We start from the raw sequence: 26,675 nt of genomic DNA on the forward strand, positions 1-26,675 counted from the left end.
CGATGTACTTCTCCAGCTCACGTCATTTCACTTTTAGCGGCAACCCGGCAATGGCAAGGGTGACGCTTTCGGCCCGCGCAGCCAGTGCCTGATGCAGCCAGCCGGCGGCATCGACAAATTCGCGGGAGAGCTGCCCGAGAGGCACGATGCCCGAGCCTACTTCATTACTGACCATAATCAGTGGCGCGCTGCGCGATCGTGTATCGAGATACTGCAACAGTGCCTGGCGCTGGCGTGCCCAGGTGCCCTGATGCAGACAATTACTCAGCCACAGCGTCAGGCAGTCTACGAGGACACAACGGCTGTCGGCGATACCGGCGAGCGACTCCGCCAGTGCGATGGGTACTTCAATAGTCTGCCAGCGCTCATCCCGATCGGCGCGGTGCTGCGCGATACGGGACGACATTTCATCGTCGCCGGCGGTGGCCGTTGCCACATAAACCAGGCGGGTTGATGACGGCTTCGCTGGCACAATCTGCGTTTGCTCTAATCCCTGCGCCTGCTGTAACCATTGCTCCGCGTGCTGCTGGGCGAGCCGGCTTTTGCCACTGCGTGCGCCACCAAGTACGAGGAGCAAGCCTGCATGGGTCTTATTCATCTGCCAACACCAGAGGTTTACCGGTAACGGGATGCGGCACCACGGTGACACCGTAGCCGTAGAGCGCTTGCATGTTTTCCGCGGTCAATACGGAATGCGCATCGCCGTAAGCCATACTGTGACCGTCCTTGAGTGCGAGAATCCGATCGCTGTAGCCACTGGCCAGGGCGAGGTCGTGCACCGTCATCACCACCGCCACACCACTGCGCGCAAAGGCGCGCACCGCTTTCATCATTTCGTACTGGTGGGCAATATCGAGGCTGGTTGCCGGCTCATCCAGCAACAGCAGTCGGTCGCCCTCTTCCTCCCCGCTCCAGATCTGGGCCATTACCCGCGCGAGCTGCAAGCGTTGCTGCTCACCGCCGGAGAGTGTCGGGTACAGTCGTTCGGCCAGATGGGTGACATCCAGCGCAGCCATGGCTTGCTGGCAAATTTCCCGGTCGCGGACAACACCGGTGCCGTGTGGATTGCGCGCAAGGGCCACCAGCTCAAAACCGGTGAACGCGAACGAAAGTGGATTGTGCTGCGGGAGAACGGCCAGTTGGCGGGCACGGCGTTGGGGCGAATAACCGCTGATGGGCTCGCCCTTGAACGACACCTGTCCCGCCGCCAGGGACGACTCGCCACACAGTGCCCTGAGCAAGGTCGATTTACCGGCACCGTTGGGACCAATGATACACACCAGTTCACCGGCCGCGATTTCAAAGTCGATATCGCTGATCAGCGCACGCCGGTCGACGCAGACGGTCACACCTTTTGCCTGCAACATGGACATTACAGGGACTCCCTGCTCTTGCGCAGTAGCGACACGAAGAATGGGACACCAATCAACGCGGTAATCAGGCCCACCGGGATTTCCACCGGCGCAATCACCGTGCGCGCCAGGGTGTCAGACACCAGCAGCAGCCCGGCGCCGGCCAGTGCCGACAGCGGTAACAGCTGGCGATGATCGGGTCCTACCCACAGGCGCACCATGTGCGGCACGACCAGGCCGACGAAGGCGATACTGCCCGCCACCGCCACGGAGGTGCCGACCCCTGCGGCGACCAGCACAATGAGGCCCGTTTTCACCCGCTCCACATCAACCCCAAGATGCCGGGCCTGGGACTCGCCCAGCAGCAGAACATTGAGCGCGGGGCCAAAACGAAACATGGTCGCAAGCAGGCCGCACAGCACCAGTAGCATCAGCAACGCGCGCGGGTAGCTGGCCGCATCCAGCCCGCCCATCCGCCACAAACTGATACGCCGCAGCATTTCATTATCCGCGAAGTACTCCATCAGCCCGGTGAGGCTGGCCGAAAATGCGGAGACGGCGATGCCCATCAGCAGCATGGTCGCCACCGAAGTCCCATTGATGCCCCGCGCCACCTGGTAGACCAACGCTACGGCTATCAGGCCACCACAAAAGGCGGCGATGGAAACCACCGGTAAACTACCGAATGCAGCCGCCACGGATGCACCGAGCAGGATGGCGAGACTCGCACCGAAAGACGCGCCGGCGGTAACACCAATTAACGAAGGATCCGCGAGCGGATTGCGAAACAGTCCTTGCAACAGGGCACCACAGATCGCCAGTGTTGCGCCGACGGTCGCCGCCAATATGGCACGCGGCAGGCGTATGGCCTGCACGATATCCGTAGCCAGGCCGGCCTCCCCCAATCCAGTGAGCGCACTGACCACGTCAGACAGCGACAGCGAAACGGCCCCAATGGCGATCGCCACCAGAAAGCTGGCCACCAGCAGTAGTGGCAGCAGCGACCAGGCAGCGCGCAGCGCGCGAAGACGTGCCGTGGTCACGAGGTGACCTCAAACTGTGCCAGCCAGGATTTGTCGAGATACGCTTCCACGGTATCCGCCAGACGGTCGAGTTGCTGTTGCCGATGTGCATCGAGATCCACCGCCGTGGCGTCCACAACACCACACCACTGAAGCAGCGCGCTTTGTGCCGATGGGGCGTCGAACAGGCCGTGCACGTAAGTGGCCAGTACCTGCCCATCGCCGCTGATGGCGCCATCAGGTCTCGCAGCACCATTGCCGTCGCGCAGACACAGCGCCGGATTTTCCAGCGCCGGCCCTTCGCTCGTGCCACAGTGAATTTCGTAGCCGCTGACTGCAACCGGCGACCCGCCCTCGGTGAGCCGCAGTGTACCGGCAACATTTTCCAACGCCTTGACCGGCTGCAACGTGGTGGAGAAATCAAGATAACCGAGGCCCGCTTCACTCCCGGCGGTATCTTCAATACCCTCGGGATCATGCAGCACGCGCCCAAGCATCTGCATTCCGCCGCAGATACCGATGAGTTTGCCACCATAGCGAAGGTGCCGCTCCAGTTGCGCAGGCCAGTGGTGCTCTTTCAGGAAAGCGAGATCCGCACGGACATTTTTGCTGCCGGGGAGAATGATCAGGTCACAGGGTGGGACTGGCGCTCGCACACTGACAAACTGCAGGTCGACGTTGGGATGCAACCGCAACGCATCGAAATCCGTGTGATTGCTGATCCGGGGCAAAACGGGCACAACAATTTTCAGCCCGCGATCGCTAGCATTCACGGGTGCTACCTGCTGACTGCTGATGGCGTCTTCCGCATCGAGATACAGATCGTGCAGGTACGGCAGTACACCGAGTACGGGTTTGCCGGTGTAGTCCTGCAGCCAATCGAGCCCGGACTGCAGCAGCTTCAGGTCGCCGCGAAATCGGTTAATCACAAAACCCACCACACGGGCACGTTCGCTCGCGGAAAGTAATTCAAGGGTACCGACCAGGTGTGCGAAGACCCCGCCGCGATCAATATCGGCTATCAGAATGACCGGGCAATCCACCGCCTCGGCGAACCCCATGTTGGCGATATCGTTTTCGCGCAGATTGATTTCCGCCGGGCTGCCGGCGCCTTCGACCAGTACCAGGTCATACTGACCTTGCAAGCGGGTGAACGAATCGAGCACCGCATTCTGCGCAGTCACTTTGTAATGGTGGTAATCCAGCGCCTGCATATTGCCAATCGCCCTGCCCTGGATAATTACTTGCGCGCCCGTATCCGACGCCGGCTTGAGCAGCACCGGGTTCATATCCGTGTGCGGTGCTAATCCACAGGCCAACGCCTGCAGTGCCTGGGCACGGCCGATTTCGCCACCATCAGCTGTGACCGCGCTGTTCAGAGCCATGTTTTGTGGTTTGAACGGCGCTACCCGCACGCCGCGACGGGCGAAATAGCGCCCGAGCGCCGCCACCAGCGTACTTTTACCCGCATCCGATGTGGTGCCCTGAACCATCAATACCGACATGGTGGAATCAACCTTTTAGTAGTCCACGCCTTTTCGGGCTTTGATGCCGGCCTTGAACGCATGCTTGATATCTTTCACTTCAGACACCGTATCCATCACTGCCTGCAACGCACTGCCGCCACCGCGTCCGGTGACGACCACACTCTGTTCCATCGGTCTCTGTGCGAGTGCGTCAAGCACCATTTGTTCATCGAGGTATTTGTACGCGAGCATGTAAGTGAGCTCGTCCAGCACCACCAGGTCGTAGCCGGGATCGGTGAGCATTTTGCGCGCTTCAGCCCAGGTTTTTTCCGCTGCCGCGATGTCGCCGGTGCGGTCCTGGGTGTCCCAGGTAAAGCCGGTGCCCATCTGGTACAGCGTAACCTGTGGGCACTGGTTCCTGATATAGAGTTCCTCACCGGAGAGCTGCGCCCCTTTGATAAACTGCACGACTCCCACCTTGTGACCGTATCCCAGTGCACGGATGACCATGCCAAACGCCGAACTGGACTTTCCCTTGCCGTTACCGGTGAGCAGAACTGCGACACCACGCTCGGTATCCGCCGCGGCGATATTGGCATCCACCTTGGCTTTCTGCTTTTGCATGACTTCTTTGTGCCGCGTATTTTTTTTCTGCTGGTCGTCCGACATGATCACCTCATCAGTGGATAGCGTACTTCGGGCTGGTTAAAACGTGAATTCTACACCGGCGTATCCTGCCGCACCCGCGGTGTTATAGCCGGGCACCTCGTAATACGCCTTGTCGGTCAGGTTTTCACCGCGAAGGTACACGGTCGTCGCCGCGCTCACTCGATAGCGCAGACTCGCATCCAGCACCTGGTAATCGTCCATCGTCGATCCATCGATATCCACCGCATCGGCACTGGAGCGGATGTTCAGCGCCATACTCAGCGCGCTGGATGGCTGGTAGCTAACCCCGAGGTTCGCAAGCTGCTTCGGGCGTCGGGCGCGCGGCGTATCACCGGTGTTCTGGGTGTCGGTATAGGTGTAGTTCGCGGAAACCCGCAGTGTGTCACTCAGCTGGGCGTTGGCAATCAGTTCCACACCGCGGGAACGGCTGCGGCCACCACTTTGCAGATAGCCGGTGTAGTCGACGAGATCAAAACCGATTTCATTTTCGATGATCTGATCGAACTGCACGAATTCGAGGTGCAGCGCGTTATCGCCAAAATATTCGATCCCCCACTCCACACCGCGGCTTTCTTCCGGGGTCAGCAGTGGCAGATCGGGATTATTTTGCGAGCGGTTGTAGTTGATCTCGAAAAGACTCGGCGCACGGAAGCCGGTGCCGTAGCTCGCCTTCAGTTTCAGGGAGCCATGGGCAAACGGATCGACCAGGTACGCCGTACTCGCCCGGAAACTGTTGTGGCCGCCAAAGTCTGAGTTATCGTCATGGCGCAGGCCCAGGGTGAAAAACACCTGTTCCGCGTAAGCGCCCTGATACTCCGAGTATGCCGCCCAGCGATCACGATTGAGGTCGCGCACAGTATCTTCGCGGCGCTCCAGACCATAAATGAACGCCTGAGATTCAGCCAGGTCCGCGAAGCCGTTCAGGTTCAGCGTCTGTATGTCACCCTCGGTATCGTACGAAACAGCACCGGCTGCATAGTTGGTGCGGCTCAGGTCCGCACGGGAATAGGACAAGGTTTGCTGGCCACCTTCGCTATCGCGAGCGAGGCTGACCCGTGTGTTTTGCTGGCGGAAGTCTTCGGTACAGGCATCCTGGGTAACCGGCCAGCCACAGCGATCGAATTCGCCGCTGGCTTTGGTGTCCCGCACGATGGCTTCAGCACGCCATTCTTCCGACACATTCCAGCCAGCGCGACCGTGCAGGGTCGTATTGTTGTAGCCATCGTCATCCTGAAGCTGGGTATCGAAGGTGCTGGTGTTAAAGCCGCGGGTATGTGCTTTGCTGGCGGTAACAAAGTAATCCAGCGCCCCGGCAGCGCCGCCGGCGCTCGCGTTGTAGCGTCTGGTGTCAAAACTACCGCCCTCAGCCCCGATATCGATCCTGTGCCCCGTGTCATCACGGCGTGTGGAAATATCCAGTACGCCACCCGCATCCGCGCCATACAGCATACCCTGAGGACCGCGCAGCAGTTCGACACGCGCCAGGCCGTTGCTCAGAATATGCTGGATTGGAGCACCGCCCTGGGTGCCGGTGGGATCGGAGATTTCGACCCCGTCGATACGCACCAGGGTGCGGAAGCCGTCTTCGCCGCGTACGCGCAACGCTGTTGCCCTGCCCATGCCTCCGGAGTTGGAGACGGAGACGGAAGGTGCGCTGCGCAACACATCCGCCAGCGAGGCAAGGCCACGGGCCTTGATATCGGCTTCGTCCAGTACTGTCACCGAGGTAGCCACACGGCGCAGGGGTTCGCCCTGTCGGGCGCTCACGACAATGATCGTTTCCAGATCGGGAATTGCGGATTCGCTGTTGGTGCTGTTGGTGCTGCTGTTGGCAAACGCCGGACCGCTGACTGCTGATGCGACAGCGCAGCTCAATAAAATCTTGTTCAAGTTTCAACCCCTCGGAAAATTCGGATGGGATCGAGGGAGGAATAGCAATGCGGCGCGCCCAGGGCGCGAGAGGTCGTATTGCAGGATGGCAGCCCTCCGCTCCATCATGATTCGATCTCAGGCCGGTATCGGGCTTACTACGCCACCTGTTGCCAGGGGGAGCAGATCACCGTTGCGGGGGCAGCGCCGGATTTCCGGACTTCCCGTTTAACCCTCTCAGCGTGATTCAGTAAAGCAGTTGAATCGCGCAGAGGGCACCTCGGATCGCGGAGCGAACTTAGGGGAACGATACTGGAAAGTCAACTGCGCTGTTGTGGAGGGTGCTGCGGGGGGGCTACTGGGAGGAAGGCAGCCGTGCGACTGACGGCCGCCACATCGATTAGCGGTGGGCCAGCAGGAACGCCGGGATCGTCCGCTCCAGCCAGTACTCCGGCCGCCACAGGCTGCCCGCAACAAAGCCCACATGTCCGCCCCGCTTGCTCAATTTGAGCGTCACCGCGCCGCTCACATCCGATGGCGCGGGCACCGCGTTCGGACATACGAAAGGATCGTCCATTGCATGAATCAATAATGTGGGTTTGGTTACGCTGGCGAGATAGGGCCGGCTGGAAGCGCGGGTGTAGTAGTCATCTACGCCATCAAACCCGTGTAGGGGCGCGGTAAAGTGATGGTCGAAGTTGCGGAAATTATCGAAATAGCGGGTGTTGCCCAGTGGCGGCATCGCAGCGGCCAGCGCGGGGTCTTTCGCTTTGCGGCCGAGGCTGTCGCGCAGGCTCGTCAATAGATGCTTCTGATACACCTTGGAAAACCCGGTATCCATCCGCCGACTGGACAGGTGCAGGTCGAGCGGTGCGGAAACAGAAACGGCGGCGCTCAGGGGGCTGTCTGTGCCATCTTCCCCCAGCCACTTCAGCAGCACATTGCCGCCAAGCGAATATCCCACCGCCATCAGCGGCGACATTGGAAATTTCGTACGCAGCCGGCCGGCGAGCCAGCGGGCATCGCCCGTTTCCCCACTATGGTAGGCCCTGGGCAGCAGGTTGGGGATGCCACCACACCCGCGAAAATGCATGACTGCAACCTGGAAGCGCTTTGCCAAAAGCGCCTGCATCAGCCCCTGCACATACGGTGACTCGACCGAGCCTTCGAGGCCGTGCAGTACCAGGACGATCGGGCGCGCGGGATCGTTTTGCAGTGGTGCGGGTGTATGCAGGGCCAGGCGGTCGCCATCCGGTGTGGTCAGCCACTGGCCCTGGGTTCTGATCCAGGGCTTGGGTCGGTGGTATCGGGGAAACAGGGTCTGCAGGTGGCAGTTGCCGAGCCCGATGGCGGGCTCGAACGGTGGAATACTCAATGGAGGAACGCCCTTCGCATTATTCAGAAAGGCGTTAAGACTAACCGTGCCCTGCGCACATTACCAGCCGCAAAAACCGTCGCTCAGGAGGGCTCCGGCGCAGTCACTTTTTCGTAGAACCGGTATTCGCCATTGGCCTGGATAGCGTATACCACATACGGAGAAAAGTTTTTCCCGCGGTACATGCCAGGACTGCCCTGGGGCATCCCGGGTACCGCCAGGCCAATGCTGTTTGCGGGTGGATTGGCGAGGAATTTTCGTATCAGGCGCGCCGGCACATGCCCTTCAAATACGTACTGCCGATTCCACACCCCGGTATGGCAGCCCTGCATACTGGGATGAATGCCCCACTGCTGTTTTACCGCGGCGGTATCCAGGCCATTTTCGCTACTCACGGTGAACGCATTTTGCTCCAGATGGGTAATCCAATCATTGCAACACAAGCATAACGGGGACTTGTAGACCACGATTTCGCTGTCCGCGCCCTGCTCCTGGCGGGTATCGGTTGTACTGCAGGCGGCCAGCGTAGCGACGATACAGAGCGAGGCTGCAATACGCCAGAATGTACAGGAGCCGTTTCGCTCAAAGAGTTTCAGCATAATAGATCGCATAGTGTTTTTTATTATCCGTCCAGAATTGCATTGGATTGAACCCGCTCTCCCGCAACAAAGCCTCCAGCCCCGCCCGGGTATACTTGTGGCTGTTTTCTGTATGAATGGTCTCGCCTTCCTCGAAGTCAAACGTCTGCCCAGCCACCTGTACTTTCTGGTCACACAGACTCACGAGATGCATCTCCACGCGTTGCCGATGCTGATGGTAGAAGGCGCGGTGTGCAAACGCCTCTGTGTCGAAATTTCCATCCAGCTCACTATTGATGCGTGACAACAGATTCTTGTTGAACTGTTCCGTGACGTGATCACTGTCGGCATAAGCGCGCTCCAGCACCACCGAGTCCTTCACCAGGTCAACGCCAATCAACAGCCCATCACCGGTAGACAGGTAGCTGCGAAACTGCGCAAGCAGAGCCGCAGCCTGGTCGGGCGAAAAATTACCGATGGTCGATCCGGGAAAAAAGATCACTTTTCTGTGAGACGACGGAGGGATTTCCCCCCAGGGTTCCGCGCCGGTAAAGTCGCCCACCACCGGTGTGACCGTGAGATCGGGCAGCCGGGCCTGAATGCGTTGCTGTGCATTCAGCAGAATTTCCGGAGAGATATCGAGCGGGTAAAAGGCGTGGGGCGTAGCCATTGCCGTCAATAGTGGCTCTGCTTTTTCGCAATTCCCGGCACCCGGCTCCACAAGCACAGCAGATGGCCCTAGTAATGCCGCCATGCTGTCGAGGTTGGAGTGGAAAATATCCGCCTCGGTGCGTGTCAGGTAATAATCCTCCAGCTCACAAATCGCCTCGAACAGTTTTGAGCCGGCTTCGTCGTACAGGTATTTACACGGCAGGGTTTTCTGATTGCCCGACAGCCCCGCCAACACATCGGCCTGGAATGCCTTCAGGTGATTATTCTGAGATGCGCTATGATCCCCACCCCTTCCCTTGATTGATGCCTGAACTGCCATGTTCACTATAGTTCTCCTGCCAGTCGAATACCGGTGAATTGCCAAGCCTGGTGGGGGTAAAAGAAATTGCGATAGCTGATGCGAATATGATCGCGGGGCGTCACGCAGGAACCGCCACGCAAGATCATCTGGTTGCACATGAATTTTCCGTTGTATTCGCCTACGGCGTCCTTGCTCGCGCGGAATCCGGGATACGGAAGATACGCACTGGAGGTCCACTGCCACAGGTTACCGAGCAACTGGGCCTCACCGGCCCCCGCCTCCCATTCGGCAACAGGCTGAAATTGTTGTGACTCCAGCATGTTGGCATTATCTGCCGCATCCTTGTGGCAATGTAGCCACGCAGCAATCTCCCACTCAAACTCCGTAGGCAGACGCTGACCGGCCCAGCTGGCAAAGGCATCGGCCTCGTAGTAGTTCACGTGGCAGACAGGCGCGGACAAATCCAGTGGCTGTAAACCGGCGAGGGTAAACTGGAACCATTCCCCATCCCGTTGCGTCCAGTAGATCGGTGCCCGGGTGCTCTCTTGCTGCACCCTGCTCCAGCCATCCGATAGCCACAGGCGTGGCTCCTGGTAGCCACCATCCTGGAGAAACTCGAGATACTCACCGTTGGTAACGAGTCGCGATGACAGACGGAATGCCGGCTGGAATCGCTGATGCGCCGGCCCCTCGTTATCAAAGCAGAAAATATCTCCATCGCTGCCCACGGTGTAGTTGTCTTCGGGCACCGTGAGCCATACCTGCGGTGGCGTTTCTTCAGTCTCGCCGTCTGCCTCAGCATACTCAAGGTAGGCGGGTAGCAGCGGGTTGATCGAAAACGCATGCTTGATATCGGTCAGCAGCAGCTCCTGATGTTGCTGCTCGTGGTTCAACCCCAGTATCAGCAGTTTTGCCTGCTCAGTGGACACTTCTTCCTCACAAAGCCACTGTTCAATGGCCCGATCAACACGACTGCGGTAAGCGAAAATTTCTTCGATAGATGGGCGCGATAACAGCCCGCGGTGCGGCCGCGAGAAGGGTTTTCCCAGAGAGTTGTAATAGGAGTTGAACAGGGTGTGATAGGCGGGGTGGAATGGCTGGTAATCCGGCAAAGAGGATTGCAGGATAAAAGTTTCAAAAAACCAGCTGGTGTGGGCCAGGTGCCACTTGCTGGGGCTTGCATCCGGCATCGACTGGAGCTGCATATCTTCTGCGCTGAGTGGGTCAGCGAGCGCCATTGTCTGGCTGCGCACGGCCTGATAGCGCCCCAGAAGCCCGGCGCGCTCATCGAGCGAAAGCTCGCGCTCCGGCTCAAGCCAGTAACTGTGCTCAGATTTTCCCGCCGCGCCGCTTTTTGCGGTTGCCCCCTCGGATACCCCCTGCTCTTCTCTTCTGTGTGACGAGATCGGCGAATCCGTGTCTGAAGTCAGAATCATTCTCTGGTCCGTCGACTGCATTGGCTGTTAATGATCATACATGCATTGTGGTGCTTTCCCATGTATCTGCGCGGACTGTTGCGGAATCTGACGCCAACAATTTACCCCCACGCCGGTTTTCTGCGCATAAAAAAAGGGCCGGCAACTGCCGACCCTTTTCGGTTATCACACGCTGAATGTGATCAGAAACGAACGGTGAAGTCCGCTCCGTACATGCGCGGCATGTAGCGCCAGGCGGGGCTGGCGCCGATCGCAGCGCCGGTACCACCGTACCCACCAGCGATTTCCTCATCGGTCACATTCTGCACCCAGAGGGCGGCAGAGTAACGGTCAGAGGCGCTGTTCCAGCCAGCACGCAGGTTCATCAGCTGGTAATCCGGGATAACACGCGCGGGATCACTGATGGAGCCAACGCGCTCGTCGGTCCAGTTGTAATCGCCACGCAGCACCACGTCACCACCATCGGCCAGATCAAAGGTGTACTCGGCCATCAGGTTGAACTTGTTCTCCGGTGTGCCGACACGGGGCTGGCCAACACGGGAGTTTCGCTCAACGGTCTCACCAATGGATTCAATGATCTGATAACGGGTGTACTCGGTCTTCAGGTACGAATAGTTACCGGCGATGAACAGGCTATCGGTGGCAGCCCACTGCAGCTCCATCTCGGCGCCGTTGCCTTTTGCATCGGCGTTACGCAGGTAGTAATTCGGAATCGGATCGCCCACCAGATCCAGCTGCTGCAGGTTCTTGTAGTCATACGCGAATACAGACGCATTGAAACGTACGGCGTTGTCGAACAGGCTGCTCTTCATGCCGATTTCCAGGTTGGTCACACCCTCCTGGTCAAACGACGGGTCGATACCTTCGGCAACGGTAAAGCTGTTGAAACCACCCGCCTTGAAGCCGTCAGACAGGGAGATGAACGTCATTACGTCATCGTTCCAACGGTAATCCAGAACCACACGGCCGGACAGATCATTCCAGGTGTCATTCAGCTGCTCATTGAGGTCCGGGTTACCGCTGTTGTTAAACGCCAGGCCAAAACGCAGGGGGATTTGGGAGAGGTTGATGGTCAGGGGAACGAAACCGCCCATACCATCCGGTACGATTACCGGATTGCCACTATCGTCCATGACGTTAATGTCCATGTCCGCAACCGGCAAGGTGTTCTGGTAGCTGCTGACGATGGAGAAGTCTTTCTCGTCCGCGGTGTAGCGTGCGCCCACCGTCAGGTCCAACTTGTCCGTCAGGCTCCAGGTGGCATCGCCATAAATTGCGGTAGAGCGGTAGTCGCCTTCGTTGAATACGGTTTCAGTCCAGGGCGTGTCAGCGGCAACAAAGGGCGCGACGCCCATGTAAATGGAGCCCAAAAGCTGCTGTCGCTGCAGCTGGTATGCAGTGGGCAGGCCAACACTGGTGAACAGCTGATCTTCAACGCCGCCCGGTGCCACGAACAGGTCGTACATGAACTGGGTGACGGCCGCACCTTCCTGACCGGAGTCCTTCAGAGCTTTACGGGCAGCCACCGCCAGCTCTTCCTGCTGGGTAGTGGGCATGGCGTCGAACACGTCTTGCGGGATACCCAGAAGGCCCATGGAATCAGACTGCAGTCCTTTGTAGACCGCAAAAGACTCAAGAGAGCCGCCGGTAAAGTAAGCTTCGGTGGTGTGCTCCAGCTGCTCGCGGGAGTAGGACGCACCCAGGGTCCACTTGAGGGTATCGGTGGCGCCGTTCAGGCGGAATTCCTGACTGAACTGCGTCTGGTCATCCAGGTTGGCAGAACCGAACATGTAATCCGGGTTGGCGGTACCGTCTTCATCCTGCTGCAGGTGCGCTTCAAAGCCACGGTATGCGGTGATGGAGGTGAAGGTCACGTTATCGAAGTCGTGCACGATGGAAACAGAGGTGCCCCAGGAGTCGCGATCTTCGATGGTCGGAGTGTCCAGTGCGTAGTCACCGAACACGTCACTGCCGCCGTCGGCCGCCTGCAGGGAAGGCACAATCGAGCTACGCAGGGCACTGCCCTGGTCCATGATGCCATACTCCGCGCGAACCAGAACTTCGGTATCCGGGGTCGGCTCCCACAGCAGCGAGGCGCGGTAGGTCTGGGTATCGATGTTGCCGACTTCGAAGTCGTTCGCCAGGTTATCGGCGAAGGAATCACGGCGATTAGTGGACGCAGTGAAGCGGCCATAAACGTTATCCGCGAACTGGCGGTTCAGCAGCAGGTCAGTGGACTGGCGACCGTAGTTACCTGCGGTGAAGTTCAATTCGGCGGTGTCGTCGGCCTGCGGCTTCTTGGAAATAATATGGATGGCGCCGCCGGTGGCGTTGCGGCCAAACAGGGTTCCCTGCGGGCCCTTCAATACTTCCACGCGTTCGATATCGGCCAGCGGAATCTCGGCACCAGCGCCACGACCGGTGTACACACCGTCCACGTACACCGCTACCGCGGGGTCAGAACCCACGGTGAAATCGCCGGTTTCAATACCGCGCACACTGTACGTCGGCTGCAGCGGGGTATCATTGTTCATTTCCACGCCCGGGGTAAATTTACCCAGGTCGGTCAGGTTTTTGACACCCATGGCCTTCATGCTGTCGCCTGTAAAGGCAGAGATGGCAATCGGCACGTCCTGCAGATTTTCCGCACGTTTCTGTGCGGTTACCACAACCTCTTCAATCTCAGCCGCGGAAGCGGCGCCGCTGAGTGCAGTGGTTACCGCAATAGCGGCAGACAGGGTGGACAGGGTGAAGGCCCGGTTTTTACCGGACGGATCGGCGTTGTACATCATCGCGTCCTCGCGTTTTTAGTTATATGAAAAGCGTGATGGAAAAGAATCATTATTGATAGTCAAGTTCGGCCATCTTACGGGGACGCGTGGCCCAAGAAAAGGTTGTCGTGACCTTTTTATTGTGACTGGTCAGTTTCGCTGGCCGCTAATGTGAAGTAGTGCGCCATAATGGCACGACGATCATCCTAAACTAACGCTTTGTGACCGGATAAAGTCCTTCGGTAACCATTATCAGCCCCTTCAAGTTGGTACACTGGTCGCCTGTGCCTGCCGGCCACCACGGGCGTGAAGTCCCAAAATAACAATCTCCCAATGCAGTTGAGAGCGCCTCGATGAACAACAGCACGCCCTGGCCTAAACGCGCCTTATACGGCTTTAGCGCCGTGATTGTCCTCTTATTACTAGTGATATTTGCCGTCTGGATATGGCTGCGCCAGAGCCTGCCCGTTTTGAGCGGTGAGCTCGCCACCGGTCAGCTCGAACGACCGGTAACGATCGAGCGCGACGCCCAGGGAATCGCCTTTATCCGCGCCGAATCCCGTACCGACTCCGCGTTTGCCCTCGGTTTCCTGCACGCTCAGGAACGCTTCTTCCAGATGGACCTGCTACGACGCAACTCGGCCGGCGAGCTAGCGGCATTGGTTGGCTCCGCGGCCCTGCCCCACGACCGGAGCGTGCGCCGCCATCAGTTCCGCACACGCGCGGAGCGCAATATTGCGGCGATGCCTGAGCACCACCGGAAGATTCTGGAACGCTATACGGACGGGGTGAATTATGGCCTGTCACAACTGGGCAGCGCCCCCTGGGAGTACGCTCTCCTCCGCCAGACTCCGCGCCCCTGGCAGCCGGCCGACAGTCTGCTCACCATCTTCAGCATGTACCTGACCCTGCAGAGCCACACCGGCGAATTTGAAGCAAGGGACAACGCACTGGCGGAATTGCTGCCCGGGGACCTGTATCAATTCTTTGCACCAAAGGGTGGCATGTGGGATGCACCGTTAATCGGCGATGCTCGTGGGCCACTATCACTGCCGCAAACCGATATTGCGGCGCTCGTTGACCCGCAGGAGCCGCTGGCCTACGGCAAGATGGAAAGCGAGGACATGATCTTCGGCAGCAACAACTGGGTGGTTGGTGGCGCCCTGACCGAACACGGCGCGGCGATCGTGGCGGACGATATGCACCTGGCAATCACGGTGCCCAATATCTGGTTTCGAGCCGGCTGGAATGTCCCGGGCACAAACCATGAGATGCGCGGCGCCACCTTGCCGGGCGGACCGATCATTGTTGCCGGCAGCAATGGCAAGCTCGCCTGGGGCTTCACCAATACCACCGCAGACTGGGGCGACCTGATTCCTCTGGAAGTGTCCGCCAACGGCGAACAATACCGCACGCCCGATGGCTGGACGCCATTTGAGGTGGAGCGCGAAGAGATTGCGATCAGCGGGCAGCCTGCAGAAATACTCGAGGTTCGCAAGACGATCTGGGGGCCGGTTATTGGCGAAAACCATTTAGGCAAGCCCCTCGCCTATCGCTGGGTCGCCCACGATGCGCGCGGCGCAAACCTGAACATCATCAAACTGGAAACCACGGCAAACACACGGGCCGCGATGGATCTCGCCCCGGAATTCGGTATTCCCCACCAGAATTTTGTGCTGGGAGACAGTGAGGGCAATATCGGCTGGACCGTAGCCGGCCCCATCCCTCGCCGCATTGGGCTCGATGGCAGCCGCTCCGTGAGCTGGGCGGATGGCACCGCTTACTGGGACGGCTACCTGCCTTTGGATCAGCACCCCAGCATTTACAACCCCCCGTCCCATCGTATCTGGACCGCCAACTCGCGCACCATGGATGGAGACTTCCTGCGTGTGATGGGCGATGGCGGCTATGCACTGGGCGCCCGCCAGCAACAAATTCGCGATGCGCTGTTTGCACGGCAACACTTCAGCGAACAGGATCTGCTGGACCTGCAGCTCGATGATCGCGCCATCTTCCTCGAGCGCTGGCAGGCGCAGCTGCAAGAATTACTGGGCAATAGCCAGGGCTATGACGACGTCCGCGATCAGGTGGCCAACTGGGGTGGCCGTGCCAGTGCCGATTCCGTTGGTTATCGCATCGTACGCAATTTCCGCCTGCGCTTTATCGACCTCACTATCGCGCCGGTGCTGACCTACATGCAGCGCCAGGACCCGGACTTCAAGTTCCGACGAGTCAATCGTCAGATCGAATACCCGGCCTGGGAAATGCTAGTGAACGAGCCTGCACATCTCCTCAATCCAGAATTCGAATCCTGGAGCGCGCTCAAGCTTGCCGCGCTGGATGCGGTGTTGGAGGACATGGCGAAAGGCGGCCAGCCCCTATCACAGCAAACATGGGGCGTACAAAACGCGGCAAAAATCCAGCACCCACTTGGCCGTGCGGTCGCTGCCGTGAACTGGTTTACCGCCATGCCCGCGGATCACCTCCCCGGGGATTCCCATATGCCCCGCTTCCAGTCGTCCACCAATGGTGCTTCCCAGCGCATGGTGGTGGCCCCCGGTCGGGAAGAGTATGGAATTTTTCATATGGCGACGGGACAAAGCGCCCATCCGCTGTCGCCATTTTTCGGCAATGGCCACAGAGATTGGGTGGAGGGTAATCCCTCGCCGATGAAAGAACAGGCCACCACCTACACGCTGACCTTGCGGTGACCTGGACACTTGCGAATCAAATAGGTAATTGAAGAGCGCGCTCACTGGAGCGCGTTCTTATTTGTTGCGGACTCGTTCTGTGAGAAACTCGTTCTCTATTGCGCGTTCCGGTGCCGCGCTACCCGCCAACGGTGGCAGTTCATGCCCGAGTCACGAATTTGCTGCTTAAAAACCAGGATATTTTCGGTTTTTTAGATAGATTTGAGCGGTTATTTATAATTTTCTATCTGATTCATCAATGCTTCAATGAGCGCATCGGGTTAACCGCCGCTCATTGGAGACGCACAGATGACCAATCACACCAGAAAACTTCTCAAAATTCAGACCAGCCTGTTCCAGAATGATGGGCAGTCCACCCAGCTGATCAATCAGTTTGCCGAGCGCTGGCTCACCGCCAACCCCGAGGGCGAGATCCTCACTCGTGACCTCGCCGCTAGCCCAATTCCCCACTTGGACCTCGCGCGTTTTCAAGCCTTTACCAGTGACCCCGCAGAACGCACACGAGAGCAGCAGGCCGTGGTCGATTTTTCAGACACGCTGATCGAAGAAATTAAAGCGGCTGACACACTGGTGCTCGGTATTCCGATGTACAACTTCACTGTGCCCTCCAGCCTGCACTCCTACTTTGATCATATTGCCCGGGCCGGTGTGACATTCCGATATACCGAGAATGGCCCGCAGGGTTTGCTCACCGGAAAGCGCGCCACCGTCATAATTACCCGTGGTGGCTTGTACGGTGAGGACCATGCGCAAACCCGCTTCATCCGGCAGTTTCTCGGGTTTATCGGAATTGAAGAGGTGGAGTTTATCCACGCGGAAGGCCTGGCGATGGGGGGCAATTCCAGGGATACGGCACTGAATGCGGCGCGGGAACAACTCTCTCAGCTCGCGTGATGCCAGCCGTTTAAACGTTTAAGCCTGTAAGCTTGGGGTGACTGCGGTCGCCCTTTTTTGTGTCCCGACTATATTCGTGCACCAGTTTGGTTTGCGCGTGCGTTCCGCGCACAGATTTTGTGCGACCTATCATGCAGGCTGGGCAGAGCACGAGCACCGAGCGCTCAGGCCGTTTCATCCAAGATTGCAAACGATAAGAAAGAGGTGAGGAGTCCCAAGATGAGTATGAACGGCAGCAGCGGAAAGCAGATCATCAGCAGCGATGAGCCAATCCAGAGGTTTTTGACCCAGTTGCGCTTGATGCGATAACTGCGTGTATAGCGACGCAGATGACTGTCGTTTTCATCTGGCAGCAGGATTTCACTTTCCCGGGGCAAAAAGCTGCGCACCAGAAGAGTGCAATAAAAACGAAGCAACATCCACAACATAGAACCACCACTGGCAAACACCTTTTTCAGTATAGATAGGGGTTTGTCAGTCGAGGGGGTCAGGGATGCCGAACATCATCCTTGCAGTCTGTGTTCGCGTTACTGATACCAGCCCAGGCTTTCGCGCAACTTCACCACACCGCCAATGATGGTAAGGGCGGGAGCTTCCACTTTGTGAGACTCGGCCAACGCTGGCAGCGTGGCGATGGTGCCTACAATGACCCGCTGATCGCGTGTGGTGCCCTTCTCCACCAATGCGGCGGGCGTCTCTGCGTCCATGCCATGGGCAATCAGCTTTTCGGAAATGGTCGGCAAGCCGGTGAGGCCCATATAGAACACCAGGGTCTGACTTTTGGCGATCAGCTCCTTCCAGGGCAACACCAGCTCCCCCTCTTTCAGGTGCCCGGTGATAAACCGCACCGACTGCGCGTGGTCGCGGTGGGTAAGCGGTATGCCGGAATACGCCGAGCAGCCAATCGCCGCCGTAATACCCGGTACAACCTGGAACGGGATACCGGCTTCCGCCAGTTTGTCGATTTCCTCGCCCCCGCGGCCAAACACGAAGGGGTCGCCGCCTTTCAGGCGCAGGACTTTTTTGCCCTCCTTCGCCAGATCGACCAGTAGCTGGTTAATATCGTCCTGGGGCACGGAGTGGAACTGCTTCATCTTGCCGACATAGATGCGCTCGGCGTCCCGGCGTACCAGTTCCAGAACCTCCGTGGATACGAGCCTGTCGTACAGAACCACATCTGCTTGCTGCATCAGGCGCAGGGCGCGAAACGTGAGCAGGTCCGGATCGCCCGGGCCTCCGCCCACCAGGTAGACTTCGCCGCTCGGTGCGGGCTTGGCTTCCCAGCGCTGCAGCTCATCCAGGAGTAACTGTTCGGCTTGGGCTTTATGCCCTCGCTCAATCTCACCGACGATGGGACCATTAAAGACCCAGTGCCAAAAATCCTTGCGCTGGGCTTCCGGCAACGCCGCTTTCACTGTGTCGCGCATGCGGCCGGCGAGCTCGGCAATCAGACCGAGTCCCGGCGACAACAATGTCTCGATTTGAGCGCGCAACATTCGGGTAAGCACTGGGGCGGAGCCGCCACTGGAAATACCGACAGAGAGCGGGCCGCGTTCAACAATGGAGGGAAAAGTGAAGGTGCAGAGTGCAGGCGAGTCCACTACATTGACCGGTAGCCGGCGTGCGCGGGCATCCTCGGATACCTGCGCGTTGACGTTTTCGTCGGCCGTTGCGGCAACGACGATTTCCGCTCGGTCGAGCAGATCCTTGCGATAGATGCCGACGATATACTCACCGCCGCTCCCCATCACCAGCTGGCGCAGCTCATCGGTGATATCCGGAGCCACAACGAGTAGCCGTGCCTCCGCTTTGCTGAGTAGCCGCGCTTTGCGCGTGGCGATGGTACCGCCCCCGACAATCAGACAGGGGCGATTTTTTAAATCAAACGCGAGAGGCAGGTAACGCAAGTTCTTGTTCCATACTGCTTAGCCGATCTTTGATGCGCCTCCCATATAGGAGCGCAGTACTTCGGGCACTTCAATACTACCATCGGCCTGTTGGTAGTTTTCCAGCACCGCGATCAGCGTACGGCCTACCGCCAACCCGGATCCATTCAGGGTGTGCAGCAGCTCTGGCTTGCCGGTTTCCGGGTTGCGCCAGCGGGCCTTCATACGCCGGGCCTGGAAGTCACCCATCGAGGAGCAGGATGAAATTTCCCGGTATTTTTCCTGAGATGGGATCCACACTTCCAGATCATAGGTTTTGGTTGCACCGAAACCCATATCGCCACCACACAGCACAACGGTGCGGTATGGCAGATTCAGCTTCTGCAGAATGTTTTCTGCATGGCTGGTGAGCTTTTCAAGCGCTTCCATGGACTGATCCGGGCGGGCGAACCACACGAGTTCCACCTTCTCGAACTGGTGCTGTCGGATCATGCCGCGGGTATCGCGCCCGTGGGAGCCGGCCTCTGAGCGGAAGCAGTTGGTGTGGCTGACAAACTTGTGCGGCAGCGACGCGGCGTCCTCGACGATCTCATCGCGGTACAGATTGGTCAGCGGTACCTCCGCCGTGGGGATGAGGTAGAAACCGCGCTCATCCTCCAGCTTGAACAGGTCCTCGGCAAACTTGGGCAGCTGCGAGGTACCGTACAGGGAATCGCTATTCACGATGACCGGCACATTGGCTTCCTGGTAGCCGTGCTCTTCTACGTGCTGATCTAGCATGAACTGTGCCAGAGCGCGGTGCAGCTTGGCGACCTTGCCCGTCATGACCGCAAAGCGGGAGCCGGTGATCTTGCTGGCCACTTCAAAATCAAGCCCGTTCAGGCTGGCCCCGAGGTCCACGTGGTCGCGTACGGTGAAGTCGAAACTACGTGGGGTGCCCCACTGGCGCACCTCGACGTTATCGTCCTCGTCCTTGCCTTCCGGTACCGATTCATCCGGGAGGTTGGGGATCGCCAGCAGCAGATCGTCCAGCTGCGCCTGCAGCTCACCAAGTGCCTGCTTGGCTTCGGACAGCTGGCCACCGAGGGACTCAACTTCTTTCAGCAGCGGGGCAATATCTTCGCCGCTGGCCTTGGCGCGGCCGATATTCTTGGATTTGCTGTTGCGCTCACTCTGCAGGGATTCAGTGCGCATCTGCAGTTCTTTGCGCTGCTCTTCGAGCTGCTCCAGTTTGGCTTTGTCCAGCTGCACGCCGCGCTTGGTGAGCGCCGCCGCAACGTCGTCGAGGTGGTTACGAATTAGTTTTGGATCGAGCATGTGTATTCAATTACCGCGTTACAGATATTTCATTCCCAGGCTGATAGCGGCTGCGGTGGCAGCCAGGCAGACCAGGATGCTGGCAACCACGTAGGCCAGCGCTGTTAAAGGCTGGCCATTGTGCCACAACAGCACTGTTTCCAGCGAAAAAGTCGAGAAGGTGGTGAGAGCGCCAAATAGCCCGGTCATGATCATCAGTCGCCACTCCTGGCCCAGCATGCCCCGCTCGACAATCAGCACATAAGCGAAACCGATGAGCAGGGAGCCCACCACATTGACGATAAATGTACCCAGGGGGATTCGGTTCTCAAACACCGGATAGGACCAGACCCCGACCAGATGCCGCAGGATGGCGCCAATGGCACCGCCGATTGCTATCGCTATCCATTGCATGGGAGCTCCCAGAAAGGTCTGACTATGAACTGCGGGGATTCTAGCGTTTTTCTGGGGTGGCGTGTTGGCCGGTTGCGTAGCGCTGAACGTCACTGGCCTGATTGAGCGCGCGCAATCGCTCCAGCTTTTCGTGGATCTTCAGCTCCAGCCCCCGGGTTACCGGATGGTAATAACGGCGATTGGCAATGGCCTCGGGAAAGTAATTCTCTCCTGCCGCAAAGCCGTCGGGCTCATCGTGGGCATAGCGATAGTCCGCCCCATGCGCCATCTCTTTGGCCAATTTGGTGGGCGCATTGCGCAAATGCGTCGGCACCTCGTAACTGGGCTCGCGGCGGATATCCGCCAATACACGCTTGTACGCGCTGTAGACCGCGTTGCTCTTGGCCGCGACGGCGAGATATGCCACCGCCTGCGCAATCGCCAGTTCTCCTTCCGGGCTGCCAAGCCGTTCCTGAACATCCCAGGCATTCAGAGCGATTTCCAGGGCCCGGGGGTCCGCGTTGCCGATATCTTCACTGGCCATGCGCACCACACGCCGGGCCACGTACAGCGGGTCACAGCCACCGTCGATCATCCGCGCAAACCAGTACAGGGCGGCGTCCGGGTCCGACCCCCGTACGGCTTTGTGCAGCGCCGAAATCTGGTCATAAAAATAGTCGCCACCCTTGTCGAAACGGCGCACGTCGGCGGTGAGCACCTCAGCCAGCACCCCCTCGTCAATGACCTGCTTGCCACCTTCTTCCCGCGACAGGTCGCAGGCAATTTCCAGCAGGTTGAGCGCGCTGCGGGCATCGCCGTCCGCACTCAGGGTGATTTTATCGAGCACGGCGTCCGTCAATTCGATACGCCGAGCCCTGAGCTCCTCGTCGTCCTGCAGCGCGCGACGCAGGAGACCCTGCAGCTCCGCCTGGGAAAGGCTACGCAGCAGGTAAACGCGGCAGCGGGAGAGCAGCGCGTTGTTGAGCTCAAACGACGGGTTTTCCGTGGTGGCGCCCACAAAGGTGACGGTGCCCTCCTCCACGTACGGCAGAAAAGCGTCCTGCTGGGCCTTGTTGAACCGGTGTACCTCGTCCACGAACAGGATGGTGCCGCGACCAAACTGGGCCGCATGCTGCTCGGCTTCGGCCACGGCCTGGCGGATTTCCTTGACCCCGGCCAGCACCGCAGACAGCGTCGCGAAGCGCACATCGCACTCTTCCGCCAGCAGTCGCGCAAAGGTGGTTTTGCCTACCCCGGGTGGCCCCCAGAGCACCATAGAATGCAATTGGCCACGCTCCACCGCTTCCCGCAGGGGCTTGCCCGGCCCCAATAAATGCGTCTGGCCCACATAGTGGGCCAGAGTCTGGGGCCGCATACGCGCGGCCAGTGGCTGATGCCGTGGAGGCGACTGGAACAGATCACTCATCGCGAATAACGTCGGTACCTTTGGGTGGCTTGAAGTCGAAAATGCGTGAAGATAACTTCGGGTTCGCCTGCAGACCGTTAAACCGGATATCCGTAGTCTGGCCCATGCCATCGCGCACGGTCATGGCCGCGGGCAGCCCGCGCTTGTCAAAACGGATGACCATGGACTTGAACGGCGCAGAGGCACGCTTTGGCGTCAGGTAATAAGCCCCCTTCTTGCTTTCAACGCTGAAGGAACCACGAATATCCTCAACCTTACCGCCGAGCAACAGCGCCGGGGTTTCCTTCATGCGGTTGTCCACCGGGCGAATGGTGACCTGCTCCAGATCCGGATCGTACAGCCACAACTTCTTGTTGTTGGTCACCAGCAACTGGGGAAACGGTTCCCCGGTTTGCCAGCGCAATTTCCCCGGGCGCTGCACGGAAAAATTGCCACTACTTTTCTGCAGGGTTTTTCCCTTCTGGTCTTTCAGGGTCTGGCGAAAGTTGCCGGAGATGGCGCCCAGCGGCTGCAGCAGCCGGCTCAGCTCGTCACTGGCATCCGCCTGGACACCAGCGGAGCCCGCGCCGAGCCCGAATGCGAGAAGAAAAATACTCAGTGTGCGCTTCATATGTGCCTTCCAGTTTGCGATTCCGGGGAATGTACCTAAAGCCTAGTCGGCGACAGGTGAACCCGGCCTGAACCGGGCTCAATTGGGTGAGGTGGTGCGGTTGCTTATGCCGGAGGTGGCGCCAGCACTTCCCGGTTGCCATTGGCCTGCTGCGCCGATACAACCCCTGCCGCCTCCATGGCCTCGATCATGCGCGCGGCGCGATTGTAGCCGATGCGAAGCTGTCGTTGCACAGATGAAATGGATGCCTTGCGGGACTTGGTCACGAAGGCAACGGCCTCGTCGTACAGGGCATCGGTTTCCGGGTCGTCCTCCCCACCTTCGGTGGCCATGCCCGGTACCGGGATACTGTTATTGGCGTCATCGACGATACCGTCGATGTACTCGGGCTCGCCGCGACGACACCAGTCCGCCACAACCTGATGCACCTCATGATCGTCCACAAAGGCCCCGTGTACCCGGATAGGCACCGCGGTGCCCGGCGGCAGGTACAGCATGTCGCCGTGCCCCAGCAGCTGCTCCGCACCGCCCTGATCCAGAATGGTACGTGAATCCACTTTCGACGAGACCTGGAACGCCATACGCGTGGGCACGTTGGCCTTGATCAGGCCGGTAATCACATCCACCGACGGGCGCTGGGTAGCCAGCAGCAAGTGAATCCCGGCGGCACGGGCCTTCTGCGCGATCCGCGCGATCAGCTGCTCGACCTTTTTACCGACGATCATCATCATGTCGGCAAATTCATCGATGACCACGACAATGGCCGGCAAGTGCTTCAGGTGCGGTGCGGTCTGCTCCGCCTCTGGCACACTGGACATGGGGTCTGGCTGCCAGATCGGATCGATCAGCGGTTCACCCGCGGCAATCGCCTCTTTTACCTTGCGATTGAAGCCGGCAAGGTTCCGCACACCCATGGCCGCCATCAGCTTGTAGCGGCGCTCCATCTCCCCCACACACCAGCGCAAGCCATTGGCCGCATCGTTCATATCCGTAATCACCGGCGTCAGCAGGTGCGGGATGCCCTCGTACACCGAGAGCTCAAGCATTTTGGGGTCTACCAGGATCAGGCGCACTTCGTCCGGGGTGGATTTGTACAGCAGACTCAACAGCATTACGTTGATGCCCACAGACTTACCGGAGCCGGTGGTGCCGGCCACCAGCAGGTGCGGCATCTTGGCAAGATCCGCCACCACCGGCTGGCCGGAAATATCGTGGCCGAGCGCCAGGGTCAGGGCAGAGTTGGCCCGGTCGTAGACCTCGGCGCCGATGACTTCGGAGAGCCGCACGATCTGGCGGTTTTCATTGGGGATCTCGATACCCACCACCGATTTTCCTGGAATGACTTCCACCACGCGCACGCTGATCACGGCAAGTGAGCGCGCCAGGTCCTTGGCCAGGTTCGTGATGCGGCTGACTTTCACCCCGGGCGCCGGCTGTATCTCAAAGCGAGTAACCACGGGGCCAGGCAACACGGACACGACCTCGGCCACCACGCCGAAATCCTTCAGCTTCAGCTCCAGCAGACGCGACAGTGCTTCCAGCGCCTCACGGCTGAAACCCGCCTTCTTGTTGGTGTCGGCTGCATCCAACAGGGAGAGCGCTGGCAGGGTGCCGGTAACCGGCCCCTTGAACAGCTCACCCTGCTTTTCTTTCACAGCGCGCGGGCTCTGCTTCGGCGGCGGCGCTGCTTGCGCAATCTGGGGCGGTTGGCGCTTGGCGGTGCGTTGCTTTTCTTCTTCAATGGCTGCTTTACGCACAACCACCGCTTCGCGGGCGAACCGTTGCTCTTCTCGCTGTTTTCGCGCTCGCGCCATGCGCGTGCCAATCCAGCTGAACACGAACAGCACGCTGCGGCCGATGTCCTCAAACAGTTTGAGCCAGGACATACCGGTAAACACGGTGACCCCAATCGCAAACATCGCCAGCAGCAGGATAGTCGCACCTACGTAGCCAAGCCCCTTCTCCATAAAACTGGAAATCGCCGCACCGACAATCCCGCCATTGGAGAATGGCAGCGGCGGTGACGCCTCACTGAAGCACAGGGTTGCGATCGCCGCGCCGGCTACCAGCAGCAGCAACAGCCCCCCAACCCGCAGCGCAAACAGCGGGCCGTGGAAGCGGGCGTTTTTGTCCCGCAAAATCCGGTAGGCCCGCCAGCCAATCAAAACCGGGAACAGATAGGCCATCCATCCAAGCAGGGAGAGCCCCACATCTGCCAACCAGGCGCCAGTGGGGCCAATGGCATTGTCTACCGCCCCGCCACTGCCGGTGTGCGACCAGCCTGGGTCGCTCGGGCTATAACTCAGCAAGCTGATACCCGCCAGCAAGGCACCAGCCAGCAGCGTGATCAAGGCGCCCTCCCGGACAATTCTCGCGATCAGGGAGTCGGGAATGGCTGGTGATGATTCGGATTCGCTATCAGCCTTCAATGGCTTACCTCGGCAGCAAGTTCTGTTGAGTCGCCTCTTATATAGTTGGGACGACATTTTCAGGCTTCTGTGTACTACAGCCGCCGGGCAAATGCTACCGTACGCGCATGGTAGAATTCACTTTAAGAATCAATGTTACATTTATTATCAATGACTTATAGAGATCTGTTCACGCAATTTGTAGGTTTAAATCAACCGCGCAAGCGGTAAGGGCTTGCCTCCTGGTTGACGCCGCCACCCAACTCTGTTCATTTGGCGAACCTATAAACACGGACAATGAGATAAATAAGGTCAAACTATTTGGTCGCCTGACGTGCATCTCCTATCATTGCGGCAATTTTTGCACCGCCGGGTCATATTACGGTTTCTGCCAGTGACTCCCTCACGGGCTGTATTCTGCTCAGAACCGAGAAAAGGCCCCGTCGCCAATGGGCGCACCTTGAACATTCATGGTGGGAAGGCCATGATCCGCGCAGGCAACATTATTCGCCGCGCGCAGCGCCAGGTGCTGTAAGCCGCTAAAGAATCACCCAATTTCAACATCGAAGTATTGTGAGTCCAGTCATGAGTAACCACCACCGCCTGATCATCCTCGGCTCCGGCCCTGCCGGCTATACCGCCGCCATTTACGCGGCGCGCGCCAACCTGAATCCTGTCGTCATCACTGGCATGCAGCAAGGTGGTCAGCTGACCACAACGACCGAAGTGGAGAACTGGCCGGGTGGTGTACACGACCTGCAGGGGCCGGATCTGATGGTGCAGATGCAGCAACACGCGGAGCGCTTTGACACCAACATCATTTTCGACCACATCCATGAAGTGGACCTCAAGCAGCGCCCCTTCACCCTGAAAGGCAATGAAACCTATACCTGCGACGCACTGATTATCGCCACCGGCGCATCGGCGCAGTACCTGGGCCTGCCATCGGAAGAGGCCTTCCAGGGCCGCGGGGTGAGTGCCTGTGCCACCTGTGACGGTTTCTTCTACCGCGACCAGAAGGTGGTGGTAGTGGGTGGTGGTAACACCGCTGTGGAAGAAGCCCTGTATCTCTCCAACATCGCCAGTGAAGTGACTCTGGTACACCGCCGCGACGAGTTGCGCGCGGAAAAAATCCTTCAGGATCGACTGCTGGATAAGGCCGAGAACGGCAATATCAACCTGTGCTGGCACCACACCCTGGACGAGGTGCTGGGTGACGACAACGGGGTTACCGGGGTTCGCCTGAAGAACGTTCAGGACGACACCACCAAGGAGCTGGACGTATCCGGCGTGTTTATCGCGATCGGTCACAAGCCCAACACCGACATCTTTGCGGGCCAGCTGGAAATGAACGGCGGTTACATCATCGTGGAAAGTGGCCTGCAGGGTAACGCCACCCAGACGTCCATCCCTGGCGTCTTTGCGGCGGGTGACGTATCCGACCATATCTACCGCCAGGCGGTGACCTCGGCGGGCACCGGCTGTATGGCCGCACTGGACGCCGAGCGCTTCCTCGACGCGCAGTAAGGCCCGTCCAATC

General features: G+C 59.0%; 21 protein-coding genes and 1 riboswitch. Of the genes, 3 read left to right on the plus strand and 18 right to left on the minus strand.

The window, feature by feature from the left end:
* Positions 1-22: 22 nt before the first annotated feature.
* The 11 genes from cobU to AU182_RS10105 form a co-directional block, all read right to left on the minus strand.
* Entirely contained in the window at positions 23-598 is a 576-nt protein-coding gene (cobU, locus tag AU182_RS10055) for a bifunctional adenosylcobinamide kinase/adenosylcobinamide-phosphate guanylyltransferase (RefSeq protein WP_066964445.1), read from the minus strand.
* Entirely contained in the window at positions 591-1,373 is a 783-nt protein-coding gene (locus tag AU182_RS10060; protein WP_082859351.1) for a heme ABC transporter ATP-binding protein, read from the minus strand. The genes cobU and AU182_RS10060 overlap by 8 nt, the downstream gene beginning before the upstream one ends.
* Positions 1,373-2,395: an iron ABC transporter permease gene (locus AU182_RS10065; RefSeq protein WP_066964448.1), complete on the minus strand. Its 1,023-nt coding sequence runs from the start codon at positions 2,393-2,395 to the stop codon at positions 1,373-1,375. Before AU182_RS10065 ends, AU182_RS10060 begins: the two co-directional genes overlap by 1 nt.
* On the minus strand, positions 2,392-3,879 hold the full coding sequence (locus AU182_RS10070) for a cobyric acid synthase (RefSeq protein ID WP_066964451.1): 1,488 nt from the start codon (positions 3,877-3,879) through the stop codon (positions 2,392-2,394). Before AU182_RS10070 ends, AU182_RS10065 begins: the two co-directional genes overlap by 4 nt.
* Before the next feature lie 15 nt (positions 3,880-3,894).
* Complete coding sequence (gene cobO, locus AU182_RS10075) at positions 3,895-4,509, minus strand: cob(I)yrinic acid a,c-diamide adenosyltransferase (RefSeq protein ID WP_066964454.1); 615 nt, start codon at positions 4,507-4,509, stop codon at positions 3,895-3,897.
* Positions 4,510-4,545: 36 nt separating this feature from the next.
* Positions 4,546-6,399 (minus strand): TonB-dependent siderophore receptor, encoded by a 1,854-nt coding sequence (locus tag AU182_RS10080; protein WP_066964455.1) that lies wholly within the window; start codon positions 6,397-6,399, stop codon positions 4,546-4,548.
* A gap of 102 nt (positions 6,400-6,501) precedes the next feature.
* Positions 6,502-6,675, minus strand: a riboswitch (cobalamin riboswitch).
* 103 nt (positions 6,676-6,778) lie between these two features.
* The gene (locus AU182_RS10085; RefSeq protein WP_193754324.1) at positions 6,779-7,753 is read right to left on the minus strand and encodes a hydrolase; all 975 of its coding nucleotides are present in this window, start codon (positions 7,751-7,753) and stop codon (positions 6,779-6,781) included.
* Between the two features lie 83 nt (positions 7,754-7,836).
* The gene (locus AU182_RS10090; protein WP_082859353.1) at positions 7,837-8,352 is read right to left on the minus strand and encodes a DUF411 domain-containing protein; all 516 of its coding nucleotides are present in this window, start codon (positions 8,350-8,352) and stop codon (positions 7,837-7,839) included.
* Positions 8,336-9,322, minus strand: a complete 987-nt coding sequence (gene egtD, locus AU182_RS10095; protein ID WP_082859504.1) for an L-histidine N(alpha)-methyltransferase — start codon at positions 9,320-9,322, stop codon at positions 8,336-8,338. The genes AU182_RS10090 and egtD overlap by 17 nt, the downstream gene beginning before the upstream one ends.
* Positions 9,323-9,327: 5 nt before the next feature.
* A complete protein-coding gene (gene egtB, locus AU182_RS10100) occupies positions 9,328-10,740 on the minus strand; it encodes an ergothioneine biosynthesis protein EgtB (protein WP_082859354.1) in 1,413 nt (470 codons plus the stop codon).
* A 182-nt stretch (positions 10,741-10,922) separates the two neighbouring features.
* Entirely contained in the window at positions 10,923-13,532 is a 2,610-nt protein-coding gene (locus tag AU182_RS10105; protein WP_227718214.1) for a TonB-dependent receptor, read from the minus strand.
* A 449-nt stretch (positions 13,533-13,981) separates the two neighbouring features.
* Between AU182_RS10105 and AU182_RS10110 the strand changes: the two genes are divergently transcribed.
* Entirely contained in the window at positions 13,982-16,222 is a 2,241-nt protein-coding gene (locus tag AU182_RS10110; RefSeq protein WP_227718215.1) for a penicillin acylase family protein, read from the plus strand.
* Positions 16,223-16,510: 288 nt separating this feature from the next.
* Complete coding sequence (locus AU182_RS10115; RefSeq protein ID WP_066964457.1) at positions 16,511-17,116, plus strand: FMN-dependent NADH-azoreductase; 606 nt, start codon at positions 16,511-16,513, stop codon at positions 17,114-17,116.
* A 164-nt stretch (positions 17,117-17,280) separates the two neighbouring features.
* Here AU182_RS10115 and AU182_RS10120 read toward each other — a convergent pair whose 3' ends face one another.
* From AU182_RS10120 to AU182_RS10150, 7 genes are all read right to left on the minus strand, one after another.
* Positions 17,281-17,544 (minus strand): hypothetical protein, encoded by a 264-nt coding sequence (locus AU182_RS10120; protein ID WP_066964458.1) that lies wholly within the window; start codon positions 17,542-17,544, stop codon positions 17,281-17,283.
* Positions 17,545-17,643: 99 nt separating this feature from the next.
* Entirely contained in the window at positions 17,644-19,023 is a 1,380-nt protein-coding gene (gene cysG / locus AU182_RS10125) for a siroheme synthase CysG (RefSeq protein ID WP_066964459.1), read from the minus strand.
* Positions 19,024-19,041: 18 nt separating this feature from the next.
* Positions 19,042-20,319, minus strand: a complete 1,278-nt coding sequence (gene serS, locus AU182_RS10130; protein ID WP_066964461.1) for a serine--tRNA ligase — start codon at positions 20,317-20,319, stop codon at positions 19,042-19,044.
* A gap of 18 nt (positions 20,320-20,337) precedes the next feature.
* Complete coding sequence (crcB, locus tag AU182_RS10135; RefSeq protein WP_066964473.1) at positions 20,338-20,712, minus strand: fluoride efflux transporter CrcB; 375 nt, start codon at positions 20,710-20,712, stop codon at positions 20,338-20,340.
* Between the two features lie 40 nt (positions 20,713-20,752).
* Positions 20,753-22,117 (minus strand): replication-associated recombination protein A, encoded by a 1,365-nt coding sequence (locus tag AU182_RS10140; RefSeq protein ID WP_066964475.1) that lies wholly within the window; start codon positions 22,115-22,117, stop codon positions 20,753-20,755.
* Positions 22,110-22,727, minus strand: a complete 618-nt coding sequence (lolA, locus tag AU182_RS10145; protein WP_066964476.1) for an outer membrane lipoprotein chaperone LolA — start codon at positions 22,725-22,727, stop codon at positions 22,110-22,112. The genes AU182_RS10140 and lolA overlap by 8 nt, the downstream gene beginning before the upstream one ends.
* A 104-nt stretch (positions 22,728-22,831) precedes the next feature.
* On the minus strand, positions 22,832-25,213 hold the full coding sequence (locus AU182_RS10150) for a DNA translocase FtsK (RefSeq protein WP_369802077.1): 2,382 nt from the start codon (positions 25,211-25,213) through the stop codon (positions 22,832-22,834).
* Positions 25,214-25,720: 507 nt separating this feature from the next.
* Here AU182_RS10150 and trxB point away from each other — a divergent pair.
* Positions 25,721-26,662 (plus strand): thioredoxin-disulfide reductase, encoded by a 942-nt coding sequence (trxB, locus tag AU182_RS10155; RefSeq protein ID WP_066964478.1) that lies wholly within the window; start codon positions 25,721-25,723, stop codon positions 26,660-26,662.
* Positions 26,663-26,675 lie beyond the last annotated feature (13 nt).

The sequence above is a fragment of the Microbulbifer sp. Q7 genome (assembly GCF_001639145.1).
Lineage (GTDB): Bacteria > Pseudomonadota > Gammaproteobacteria > Pseudomonadales > Cellvibrionaceae > Microbulbifer.